Here is a 12,799-nt window from a genome sequence, read left to right as displayed (position 1 = left end):
TGCTTAAAGTTTAGCTGCTATTTCAGCACCTTCACGGATTGCACGTTTTGCATCAAGCTCACCTGCCAGTTTTGCACCACCAATAATATGATACTGCGCCAGTGTTGTTTCACCCTCAGCAGGCATTAAATCTTTTACAGACTCCTGCCCTGCACACACCACAATCGTATCCACACGAAGCAATTGATCATGACCGTTGGTCTCAATCCACAGGCCTTCATTGGTCACAGCTTTATACTGCACACCACGCATCATACGCACAGCATGCTTTTTCAACTGTGCACGATGCACCCAGCCTGAAGTTTTCCCTAAACCAATGCCCAATGGCGTAGTTTTACGTTGCATCAGATAAATCTGACGAACTGGAGTTTCAACTTCTGCAGGTATCGAGCCACCTTCAGTCATATAGTTAGGATTTGGATCAACACCCCATTCACGCATCCAGTCAGCCAAAGGTTGCGGTTGTGGCTGATGTTCAGGCTTCAATAAAAACTCTGATACGTCAAAACCAATCCCGCCTGCACCGATCACAGCAACACTGTAACCTACAGGCTCACCACGCAATACTTCTGCATAAGACAACACTTGTGGTGCATCACTACCCTCGATTTTCAGTCCACGAGGTACAACACCTGTTGCAATCACAACTTCATCAAAGCCTTCACGCTCCAGCTGCTCACGGTTCACTTTGGTATTTAAACGTAAATCCACACCTGTTTTTTCAATCTGAACTTTGAAATAACGGATGGTTTCGTGGAATTCTTCTTTACCAGGGACGACTTTTGCCAGATTAAACTGACCACCGACTTCACTGGATGCTTCAAATAAAGTAACCTGATGACCGCGTCCTGCTGCAACTGTAGCAGCTGACATTCCAGCCACACCGCCACCTACGACCGCAATTTTCTTCGGCTTTTTCGTTTTCACATAAACCAGCTCAGTTTCATATCCTGCACGAGGATTCACTAAGCAACTTGCACGTTTATTCTGGAATGTATGATCCAGACATGCCTGATTACACGCAATACAGGTATTGATTTCATCGACACGATTGGTTGCCGTTTTATTTACCCAGTATGCATCGGCAAGTAAAGGACGTGCCATCTGTACCATATCCGCTTTACCGGATGCCAGGATCTCTTCAGCTGTATCTGGCATATTGATACGGTTCGATGCAATCACAGGCACCGACACATGCTTTTTCACTTCTGCGGTATAGTCCACAAAAGCCGCACGTGGTACTGATGTCACAATCGTTGGAATACGTGCTTCATGCCAGCCGATCCCTGTATTCAACAGCGTAATACCTGCTTTTTCCAATGCAATTGCAACGGTAATCACTTCATCCATGGTATTGCCATCATGGACTAAATCCAGCATGGACAAACGGAAACAGATAATAAATTTCTCGCCAACTTTTTCGCGGATCGCTTTCACAATTTCAACTGCAAAACGCATCCGGTTTTCAATCGGACCACCCCAGCGGTCTTCACGCTGATTGACATGACGGCTTAAAAACTGGTTCAGCAAATAACCTTCTGAACCCATAATTTCCACACCGTCATAGCCCGCTTTTTTTGCTAGGCTTGCTGTATCGGCATAGTCCTTAATGGTTTCAAGAATCAGTTTATCGCTCATTTCCCGTGGCTTGAACAGAGAAATCGGTGATTTGATCGGGCTTGCAGACACCACAAATGGCTGATAGCCATAACGCCCAGAATGCAGAATCTGCATCAGAATTTTGGCACCATGTTTATGTACAGCATGCGTAACCAGACGATGCGGAGCAACATCGCCCAGCGTATTCATGGTACCACCCGCAGGCAACAGCCAACCCTGTCTGTTTGGTGAAATACCACCTGTAATCAGCAGCCCCACACCACCTTTGGCACGTTCACCAAAATAGGCTGCAAGTTTTGGATAATTATAAAAACGATCTTCCAGACCTGTATGCATGGAACCCATGACTACACGGTTTTTAATGGTCGTGAAACCCAGATGAAGTGGTTTTAGAATATTTGCATAGCTGGTTGTCATGGCTAATCCTTAATTTATTGGCTTTGCAACTTGTTGCATAATACTTTATATACTTTTGATTATTTTTGGATGACTGTTCCAAATATTTTCAGCGTAAAAAAAGTCAATTCAGTAATCCCCAGACACTCCATTCCTGCCCGTTTTACGTGTTTACTATGGAACTCTCTGTTCAATATGCCTATGTTAATACCAACATTCCACTATAAATATGAGAATAACTGAATGAGCCATCCTGTATTTTTGACCAGCTCTCAACTCGGACATATGCCCATAGGCAGTCTGAATCAATGGCATGACTTTTATTGCTCTGCATCTTATGAACTGGAAGCAGATGGGTTTATTCCACTTTTATGGCTACTTTTGTTCAGTCGAGAAAATATTCAGTGGGCAAAATATTCAGATGACTTTGATACTGATCATGTAAATGCAGAGACTGATTTTACTGAAGTTCAGGATAATTCTGAAGAAAGTCAGTTCGCCTATCTCGTCATTTCCCAACAGCATGCCCTGGCAAATTTAGAATCGAGAAAGCATGAATTATTAAACGTGATGGGGAATGATTACGCATCAGAATTTCTCAACTTTCAGTCACTGATCAAGCAACATTTTCCTGCGTACATTTTGCTTCGTACCAGTGGTTTGCCATTAGATCTTGATGATGCCGAGTTTCTGGAAGTTCCCCTGTTTCACATAGAGACTCTGAGTCGTCCACAATCTTCCCTGACTGAAGATACCCAAGCATTCTGGGAATTTATCCGACAGGACATGCAACGCTATGAAGATAAAAAATATTTCCTCTATGGCAGTAATTCTGTCATGCTCACTCACCCAAATATGATGCCACATGAAGAATCCGCTATGACTGATCTGAACACATCTGAAACACCATCCATTCAAAACGCCCATTCCAGCCATATCAATGAACAAAATTCTGAACCTCAGTCAGCACTCTCGTCCTGGATGGTGTGGATCTGCACAGCAATTGTTGTTTTAGCCACTTTAGCCGTTTATTTTACGACACAATCAGCACTGTATTCAGCAGTTGTATTTTTTGTCAGTGCATTTATTTTAGGTTTTATTTCATCGAAAATGGGACTAAAAAATACAAAGTAGCCTGATTAATCAGACTGCTTCGACTTTCATACAAGCGTGTCTTAATGAACGATTATTTCCAGTTTTTTAACTTGGATGTATGCCCAATCCCGACATTAAAACTATTGGTCGGATCAAGTTTTTGATAATGATTTTTCAGTGCAGGTTTTGCCACATATAAATGCCCCACATTATGCTCCGCAGGATATTCCGCACCGCGATCATCGAGTAAATGCCACATTTCATGTTCCATTGCCAAAGGATCAACACCTTTTTGCACAATATAATCCTGATGAAACACATGACACAGGAAATGTCCGTAATACAATTTATGAATGATTTTTTCATCCATCGCTTTAGGCAAAGTTTCTACCCATTCACGGTCATTACGGCGTAGCGCAATATCAAGCGCGACAATATCTTCCACTTCTGAACGATGCGTATCACGATAACGAATCGCAGCGCCTGCTACCGCAAAACGGTGTAAAAAGGCTTTGCGCCCTTCTTCATCGGTACATTTAAAATAATTACCCGAAGTTTTATCTGAAAAATAGATTTTTAAATACTGCTCGACCTGATCAACATCCTGATTTTCAATACGAATCATCAAGTGATGTTCATACAAATCTCGAAATTCATTCATGCGCTGTGGTAAATGATTCGGTAACATTTTAGTGACTATCTGCAAAACCTTATCAGATAAACCACGTAAACCAACTTTTTCCAGATAACCATCGACTTTATCTTTCATCGCAAATGCAGCAGGTACTTTTGCCGTACCGAATTTTTCAATAAACATAAAACTGTCTTTGCCATATTCTGCACCAATATCATAAGCAACGCGGTGAATGTACTCGCCTGCAATTGGCAAACGTGGCAAATCTTTCAATAAAAAACGACGAATTTCAGTTAAATCATCCTGTGAATTTGTACCTACATAAAACACCTGACTTGGAATCTTTTCAAAGGTATCTAAACGTACCGCAAAGACACAAACTTTCCCTGCCGAACCTGATGCTTCAAATAGGCGTGATGGATCAGCATTAAAACGTGCAGGGGTATTTTCATCGACCTGTTTCACATCATGTGAATAGCGCTGATCGGAAGCACAGCAACTTGAATTATTGATAATGTCATTGCTTTGATAATTTTTATTTTCAAGCGCAGTCAAAATCTGTTCAGGTGTTTCACCCAGATTCACGCCTAAATGATTTACTAACTCCAGTTCACCTGAATCATTGACTCGTGCATATAACGCCAGTTCTGTATAAGCAGGACCACGGCGCACCAATGCACCGCCTGAGTTATTACACACACCGCCCAACACCGATGCACCAATACATGAAGAACCAATCACTGAATGCGGTTCACGGTTAAACGGTGCTAAATCTTTTTCAAGTTTATCCAGTGTCGCACCTGGTAAACAAATCACTTGCTTACCATCATTAATCACCTGAATCCCCACCAATCTTCGGGTACTGATCAACACCACAGGACGATCATAGTCATCACCAAATGGCGTTGAACCACCGGTCAGCCCTGTATTGGCAGCCTGCATGATCACCACACAATCCGCTTCAACAGCCGTTTTCAAAACCTGCCATTGCTCCAGTAAACTGCCTGGTGCAACAACAGCAAGCACTTGTCCTGCACCATAACGACGACCTTGTCGGTATAGACGTGTATCAGCATCGTCAGTTAGAACATGCTGTTTTCCAACGATGTGAATGAGGTTTTGAATGGGGTTTGAAGCTGATTGGGTTTGCATAGTCGATTCATTCCATTAAATGATAGATCGAAAATTTTCAATTAATAACGGCAGTTCCCTCTCCTCTTAGGAGAGGGTTAGGGAGAGGTCTTTTTAAATTAAATGAAGGAATAACTCCCTCCCCTCATCCCAACCTTCTCCCAAAGGGAGAAGGAGTATTGCCATTTGAATCAAATGGCATTTCCCACTTTTACAAAGGGAAGGATTCACTATCAAAAGTCATCACCTCACCAACTCTTTCTCTAACTTCACCAAACAATCCTCAGTAATATCTGCAATTGTTTTAGCACCTGTTAAAGTCATGGCTACACGCATTTCTTTATCAATCAAATCAAGCAGATTTGAAACACCTGCTCCACCTGCTGCACCTAAAGCATAGACAAATGCACGACCCAGCATACAAGTATCCGCACCTAAAGCAAGCATACGCACAACATCCAAACCATTACGGATACCCGAATCGGCTAAGATTTTAATGTCGCCTTTGACTGCATCCGCAATTGGAGGAAGCGCACGTGCTGAAGATAAAACACCATCCAACTGACGACCACCGTGGTTCGACACCACAATACCATCCGCACCAAAACGTACTGCATCTTTCGCATCTTCAGGATCAAGAATCCCTTTGATCACCATTGGACCATCCCAGAACTCACGGATCCACTCAAGGTCTTTCCATGAAATAGATGGGTCAAAGTTATTGCCTAACCAGCCAATATAATCTTCTAAACCTGTCGGTTTACCGAGGTATTTAGAAATATTACCCAAGTCATGTGGACGCCCCATCATGCCGACATTCCATGCCCAATGCGGATGGAAACATGACTGCATATAACGGCGCATAGCGGCATTCGGACCACTCATACCAGAGTGAGCATCACGATAACGCGCGCCAGGCACAGGCATATCCACGGTAAATACAAGTGTCGAACAACCCGCAGCTTTAGCACGTTCCAAGGCATTTTTCATAAAGCCACGGTCACGCAGTACATATAACTGAAACCACATCGGACGGTTAATTGCAGGGGCAACTTCTTCGATTGGACATACAGATACAGTGGATAAAGTAAATGGAATACCCTTTTTATCTGCTGCAACTGCCGCTTGCACTTCGCCACGACGTGCATACATGCCTGTCAAACCAACTGGTGATAACGCAACAGGCATCGATAAAGTTTCATCAAACAGTTTGGTTTCCAGACTGAGCTGTGACATGTCATTTAAAACACGCTGTCTTAACGCAATTTTTGATAAATCTTCTACATTACGCTTCAAGGTATATTCAGCGTACGCACCACCATCAATATAGTGGAATAAAAATGGCGGTAAACGACGACGCGCGGCTTCACGGTAATCATTCGCAGAAGAAATAATCATAACTATATCCTGTTCAATCGGCTGGCACGCTGACGACGGGCTTCTTCCTCATCAATCATCCGCACCTGCTGTACTACAAATTCTATATGTCCACAGACTGCATTCCGCGCAGCTTCTGGATCATGACGTTCAATTGCATCCATCACCTGAAAGTGTTGATCACGCAACTGATCATAGCGACGTGCTTCGGTATAAACTTTTCGTCGTCCCAAAACCACGTTGAATTGCAACAAATCAAATAAACCACGCATCATCTGAATCAGCACCAGATTATGCGATGCCTCAGCAATGGCAAGGTGGAACTCAGCATCTGCCATTGAGGCTTTATCATCATCACCCAGAGATTGAAAATGGGTAATCTGATCATAACAATAGCGAATTTTTTCCAGATCCTGCTCAGTTGCCCGTTCGGCTGCATACCATGCCGTTCCACCTTCCAGCACCATTCGAGCTTCCTGTACATCAAAGCGATAAGCAGGGTCTTCATCAATCAAATTACTTAATGGTTCAACAATCTGATTCTGCGACCAGTTCACAGGCAATTGCTGTAAAAAAGTCCCCGCTCCGACTTTGCTGACCAGCATGCCCGTACTGGTCAGTTGCGAAATGGCCTCTCTCAAAGAGGAACGGGATACACCGAGTTGCTCACACAACTTACGTTCTGCTGGCAGACGATCTCCGACTTGCATGCTTTTTTCTTCAATTAACATGCGAAGGTTCTGTACCACTTTGTCGGAGACTTTCATCTGCTGTCCTCAGTTTTTCATCAGGTCTGTGCAATACCGTGAAAATTCATCATCATCAAGATCATGGAATCATCCACGGGAACACATAGGCTTGTAGAGTAATGATAATACCAATCATCACGGTAAATGAAATACTGTGTTTTACCGTAAACCTGAATAAATCAGACTCTTTACCCACCAAACCCACTGCCGCGCAGGCAATTGCAATTGACTGAGGTGAAATCATTTTTCCTGTTACCCCACCACTGGTATTGGCAGCAACCAGTAACACTTCTGGCACACCAATTTGCTGTGCAGTGGTTGCCTGTAATGCTGAGAACAACGCATTGGCAGACGTATCAGAACCTGTCAGGAACACCCCTAACCATCCTAAGAATGGTGAGAAGAAAGTAAATGCCTGACCCGTATGTGCAAGTGCTAATGCAAGTGTTGCAGACATACCTGAATAGTTTGCGATGAAAGCAAAAGCCAGCACCATACCAATCGAATAAATTGGAATTTTTAACTCATTTACAGTTTCGCCAAATGTCACAATTGCTTCTTTTGGCTTCATTTTTAGGAAAATAATCGTAATGATCGCTGCAATGACAATCGCAGTCCCTGTTGCAGAGAACCAATCAAATTTATAGATCGCATCGTAGTCCTTAATTTCAGGAACGACAGGCGGCATCTTTTGCACCATCTGATGCAAAAATGGCACTTTGATCGAAATCACCAAGTCAGCTAATGCACCATCTTTAGCAAATAAATCTTTAAATGGCTTAATACTCCAGACCGTCACCATTGCTGTTAAAATTGCAAATGGAGACCATGCTTTCGCGATTTGTGCGATGGTGAATTTCTTCTTACGTTCTTCAGCTAAATCAATCGTTGGTGTACCTTCTTCATTTTCAAAACGGAAAATGTGTTTAGGCTGCCAGTATTTTAAAAGAATCGTTAAAGATACCAAGGATGCAATCGCAGCAGTAATATCTGGAAGTTCAGGACCTACAAAGTTTGAGGTTAAATACTGTGCCAATGCGAAAGAACCACCGCCCACAATCACTGCTGGCCACGTTTCTTTTACACCACGCCAACCGTCCATAATCGCCATGATCCAGAACAATACGATCGGCACCATGAATGGCAACTGACGACCCACCATCTGGCTGATTTCCATGGTGTCTACACCTGAAACCTGCCCTGCCACAATAATTGGAATACCCATTGCACCAAAGGCAACTGGCGCTGTGTTCACAATCAGACAAAGACCCGCAGCATAAAGTGGCTTAAATCCAAGTCCGACCAATAATGCAGCCGTAATCGCAACTGGTGCGCCAAAACCTGCCGCACCTTCAAGGAAAGTACCGAAAGCAAAACCCACGAACAGCATCTGTAAACGCTGATCTTCAGTAATCGACATGATCGAAGAACGAATAATATCGAACTGCCCTGTTTTGACTGAAACTTTATACAGGAATACAGCGCCAATGATGATCCAAGCAATTGGCCAAAGACCATAAAGAAAGCCATAGACCATTGAAGCAAATGCCATTGCGATTGGCATTTGATAAGCAAAAAGCGATACCAGTAAAGCCAGTACAACTGTAATTGTTCCCGCAACGCTTCCTTTCATGCGGAACACAGCGAGAGCTAAAAAGAAAAATACAATAGGAATGAGCGCGATGGCACTGGATACCCAGATATTGCCCATCGGATCATAAATCTGCTGCCAATGTTGAAGCATTGTCATCTCCTTGAAATGCTTTCAGGAATGTGGTCTGAGCGCATACCATTTTCATCTAAATTGGTATGACCAATTTTGGTTTAATTTCAAAAATATCGCTTAAAATCGACTTTATAGTAAATAAATAAAAATAAAAGAGCAATAATGGTCTGAATAACTTAATATTGGTATGACCAATATTAATGTGTTTTTGATTAAATAAATCACATTTCCACAAGTTAAAAATGTTCATTTTTCTTATAAAATTTATGTTTTTATTGAATATTTAAACGGATCATTTCAGAAAAATACAACTTTAGTCGTAATTCTGGTGTGATTTTTAAAAAGCAGATGAGATTCAGCTTGAGCTGTGGCTGGAACAAGCCGAAAAAGTGCGGATTCAGTCCACATAAAAAGTGTCCGGTCAGCATAACGAATAAGCATTTCAGAGCAAAAAAATACCCAGGAATGGATGAGCCCATTCCCAGGATTGATAGATTTACAGGTTCACTGCATCCTTTAATTAACTGATGACATCTGATGTTTTGAATGACCTGATTTTGACCGAACTGCAAACAATGCCTGAAAGGATCAGAACAGCACCAATTAAAATATTGACAGTCAGTGGCTCATGCCAGAATACATAACCAAAAATCAGACTCAGAACAGGAATACTCATAATGGAAATAGATGCAACAAAGGTATCCACCTGACTGACAATCCAGTTCCACATCACAAATGAAGCCCCTGTTCCAATCACCGAAATATAAAACAGAATGGAAACATTAAACGGAGTGGTCCAGACATTCAGATGAACAGGTTCCAGGATTAAAGCCCCGATCAGAATCAACCCACCACCGAGTAACATTTGCCAGATGGTCAGTTTCAACTTGTCATAGCTGGCAAAGTGCTTTTTCATATAGACCGTGGTCAATGCCCACATAAATCCAACACCGATCAGCATCCCCTGCCCCAGTAAAGCAAGATTCATGTGAATATGATGTAACTGCGGCCATAAAATTGAAATCAGTCCCAGTGCTCCAAAGACCAGTCCCAGTATTTTTTGTCTACTCAGATGCTCATTCAAAATGTAATGTGCCAGTACAGCAATAAAAATAGGCATGGTAAAAACCAGTACTGCCGATAAGCCTGAATCTACAAACTGCATTGCGAAAGTCTGAGCTGCATAGAACCCGACACAAAGCATCAGACTGGAAATAATCAGCTTATTCCAGTCCTCTCTGGCAGGAAGAATCGACTTTCCTAACATCCGCTGTACCACCAGCAATGTTAATCCTGCCAGAATCAAACGCGCAGCGATAAACAGAAAAGGTGGGAAAATCTGTAAGCTGAATTTCACCAGTCCCCACAAAGATCCCCAGATCAGGCATAGCACAGCAATGGCGCCGACTGTTTTCATATTCATTTTCTGTACTCAACAGATGCAATGTAGAGCGAGTTTAAAAAATAAATAACATCATGAATAATGTTATGTTTTAATATATCCATCATTATTTTTGATGTTAAATGTATTATTCCCCTGTCCTGTGCCATAGCTCAGTCTGAAATAATATATAAAGCTGAACAGCCTGCACCCTCCTGGAGTCGTAATGAATATTGATATCAGTGATATCCGGTCTTTTGTGAATGTGGCTGAAATGAAAAGCATAACAGCCGCGGCAAACAAACTGAATTATTTACAGTCCAACATGACTGCAAAAATCAAAAAAATAGAAAACCACTATAAACGTCAACTGTTTATACGAAAGCCCAAAGGTGTAGAACTGACAAATACCGGCATGCAGGTATATACACAATATAAAAAAATGCTGTTCACCTGGGAAGAAACTGAAAATAAAATCAATCAGCATGATCTGACTTTAAGATTCGGTACCAATACCAGCCTGGGCGGAATGCGTTTTTATCCTTCATTCAGTCAACTTTCAAGTACTTATCCTGAACTGTCCATTACCATGAAAACAGGTGCGACAGGCTTTCTGGAACAGGAAATTTTACAGGGACATATCGACTTTGCTTATGCACTGGGTCATCCTGAACAAAAAAATCTACAGTACATCCAGAAAGGTAAGGATGAACTGGTGCTGATCGGTAAAGACCTGATCAATCATGAACACATCAATCATGCACTGAATCAGCAAAACTTATTATTTACTTCGATGGAATGCTGTTATTCGTCCGTCCTTGAGCAGATGTATCAGGACAATCATCTGATCAAAGGCGAAATGACCCACATCAATGACTATGAGGCACTGATTCATTTTACGCAGCTGGGCATGGGTGTTTCCATGGTGACCCGATCCCTGGCTCAAAAATATGACGTGCAGTATCTGATGGAAATTCCGGAGCAATACAGACATATTGGCTTATATCTGATTGCACGGAGTGATCATATTTTCACACCGGTTGAAAAACAGTTTATTGCACTAAATGATGCACTGTAACAGTGGGATTGATTACTGTATCCATGACTTCATCAAGTATCTGAAAATTTTTATCACTTCAGATGATTGTCCGTTTCAATTGAGAGCTGTATTTCAATACCTTTATTCCATCCAAAACCTGTGAATATTTTCAAATGCGCTTTTGAACTGGGAAAAAAGTTTAATTAAAAGTGCTATAATACTGCGTTATAGAATTCTCCTTGGCCACCACATTTTATGGTGCCTATATTTGAAATAGTGAAAAGTTAGGACGAGCAATGACTGATAATGCAACCATCTTGCAGAATGTACCAGTAGGCAAAAAAGTAGGTATCGCCTTTTCTGGTGGTCTGGACACTTCAGCTGCACTTTTGTGGATGAAGCAAAAAGGCGCTGAACCTTATGCGTATACTGCAAATCTTGGACAGCCTGATGAAGATGATTACGATGCGATTCCTCGTAAAGCAGAAGCTTATGGTGCTGTAAAAGCACGTCTAGTTGACTGCCGTTTACAGCTTGCATTGGAAGGTATTGCTGCGATTCAGTGTGGCGCATTCCACATCAGCACTGGTGGCGTTCCTTACTTCAACACGACTCCTTTAGGTCGTGCAGTAACAGGTACGATGCTTGTTACCGCAATGAAAGAAGATGATGTAAACATCTGGGGTGACGGTTCAACCTATAAAGGGAACGATATTGAACGTTTCTACCGTTACGGTTTACTGACAAACCCTGCGCTTAAAATTTACAAACCATGGTTAGACCAGACTTTCATTGATGAGTTAGGTGGTCGTGCGGAAATGTCACAATTCCTCATCGACAATGGTTTTGACTATAAAATGTCGAAAGAGAAAGCATATTCAACTGACTCGAATATGTTAGGTGCAACGCACGAAGCAAAAGATCTTGAATACCTCGATGCAGGTATCAAGATTGTTGATCCAATCATGGGCGTTGCATTCTGGAAAGATGATGTAAAAGTTGAAGCTGAAGAAGTTTCTGTGACTTTCGAAGAAGGCTTCCCTGTTGCTCTGAACGGCAAACGTATCGAAGATCCAGTTGAGTTCATTCTTGAAGCGAACCGTATCGGTGGTCGTCATGGTCTAGGTATGTCTGACCAGATTGAAAACCGTATCATTGAAGCAAAATCCCGCGGTATCTATGAAGCTCCAGGTATGGCACTTCTTCATATTGCTTATGAACGCCTTGTAACCGGTATTCATAACGAAGATACCATTGAACAATACCGTATCAACGGTTTACGTTTAGGTCGTCTGCTTTATCAAGGTCGCTGGTTCGATTCTCAGGCATTGATGCTGCGTGAAACTGCACAACGCTGGGTTGCTAAAGCAGTTACTGGTACTGTGACTTTAGAACTTCGTCGTGGTAATGACTACACCATCATGAACACTGAATCTGAAAACCTCACTTATGAAGCTGAGCGTTTGACCATGGAGAAAGGTGATTCAGTCTTTACTCCAATGGATCGTATCGGTCAGTTAACCATGCGTAACCTGGACATTACAGATACCCGTGCAAAACTGGGTATCTATACAGGTGCAGGTTTACTTGCTGTAGGTACAGGTTCTGCTGTTCCTCAGTTAAAAGACAAAAACAAATAAGTTTCGACTTA

9 protein-coding genes are annotated in these 12,799 nt (G+C 42.2%); 3 read left to right on the top strand and 6 right to left on the bottom strand.

Annotation, left to right across the window (positions count from 1 at the left end):
- Positions 1-3 precede the first annotated feature (3 nt).
- Positions 4-2,037 carry an NADPH-dependent 2,4-dienoyl-CoA reductase gene (locus CDG60_RS06300; protein WP_087511133.1) on the bottom strand — a complete coding sequence of 678 codons (2,034 nt, stop codon included), beginning with the start codon at positions 2,035-2,037 and terminating at the stop codon, positions 4-6.
- Positions 2,038-2,259: 222 nt separating this feature from the next.
- Here CDG60_RS06300 and CDG60_RS06295 point away from each other — a divergent pair, with 222 nt between their 5' ends.
- Positions 2,260-3,150, top strand: a complete 891-nt coding sequence (locus tag CDG60_RS06295) for a hypothetical protein (protein WP_087511131.1) — start codon at positions 2,260-2,262, stop codon at positions 3,148-3,150.
- A gap of 52 nt (positions 3,151-3,202) precedes the next feature.
- Here the strand turns inward: CDG60_RS06295 and dld are convergent, their stop codons facing one another.
- The 5 genes from dld to CDG60_RS06265 all read right to left on the bottom strand — a co-directional run bounded on the left by dld (position 3,203) and on the right by CDG60_RS06265 (position 10,151).
- Positions 3,203-4,897 carry a D-lactate dehydrogenase gene (gene dld / locus CDG60_RS06290; RefSeq protein WP_087511129.1) on the bottom strand — a complete coding sequence of 565 codons (1,695 nt, stop codon included), beginning with the start codon at positions 4,895-4,897 and terminating at the stop codon, positions 3,203-3,205.
- A 222-nt stretch (positions 4,898-5,119) separates the two neighbouring features.
- Entirely contained in the window at positions 5,120-6,274 is a 1,155-nt protein-coding gene (gene lldD, locus CDG60_RS06285; protein ID WP_087511127.1) for an FMN-dependent L-lactate dehydrogenase LldD, read from the bottom strand.
- Positions 6,275-6,276: 2 nt separating this feature from the next.
- Positions 6,277-7,020 (bottom strand): transcriptional regulator LldR, encoded by a 744-nt coding sequence (lldR, locus tag CDG60_RS06280; protein WP_087511125.1) that lies wholly within the window; start codon positions 7,018-7,020, stop codon positions 6,277-6,279.
- Positions 7,021-7,081: 61 nt separating this feature from the next.
- Positions 7,082-8,752: an L-lactate permease gene (gene lldP / locus CDG60_RS06275; RefSeq protein WP_171405433.1), complete on the bottom strand. Its 1,671-nt coding sequence runs from the start codon at positions 8,750-8,752 to the stop codon at positions 7,082-7,084.
- Positions 8,753-9,248: 496 nt separating this feature from the next.
- Complete coding sequence (locus CDG60_RS06265) at positions 9,249-10,151, bottom strand: DMT family transporter (protein WP_087511119.1); 903 nt, start codon at positions 10,149-10,151, stop codon at positions 9,249-9,251.
- A gap of 184 nt (positions 10,152-10,335) precedes the next feature.
- Between CDG60_RS06265 and CDG60_RS06260 the strand changes: the two genes are divergently transcribed.
- Together CDG60_RS06260 and argG are read left to right on the top strand one after the other, a co-directional pair.
- Positions 10,336-11,187, top strand: coding sequence for a LysR family transcriptional regulator (locus CDG60_RS06260; RefSeq protein ID WP_087511117.1), 852 nt, complete (start codon positions 10,336-10,338; stop codon positions 11,185-11,187).
- 257 nt (positions 11,188-11,444) lie between these two features.
- Positions 11,445-12,788, top strand: a complete 1,344-nt coding sequence (gene argG / locus CDG60_RS06255; RefSeq protein ID WP_087511115.1) for an argininosuccinate synthase — start codon at positions 11,445-11,447, stop codon at positions 12,786-12,788.
- Positions 12,789-12,799 lie beyond the last annotated feature (11 nt).

Source organism: Acinetobacter chinensis (assembly GCF_002165375.2).
GTDB classification, from domain to species: Bacteria; Pseudomonadota; Gammaproteobacteria; order Pseudomonadales; family Moraxellaceae; genus Acinetobacter; species Acinetobacter chinensis.
Note: the sequence above shows the minus strand (reverse complement) of the source record. Positions and strands in the feature narration are given on the sequence as shown.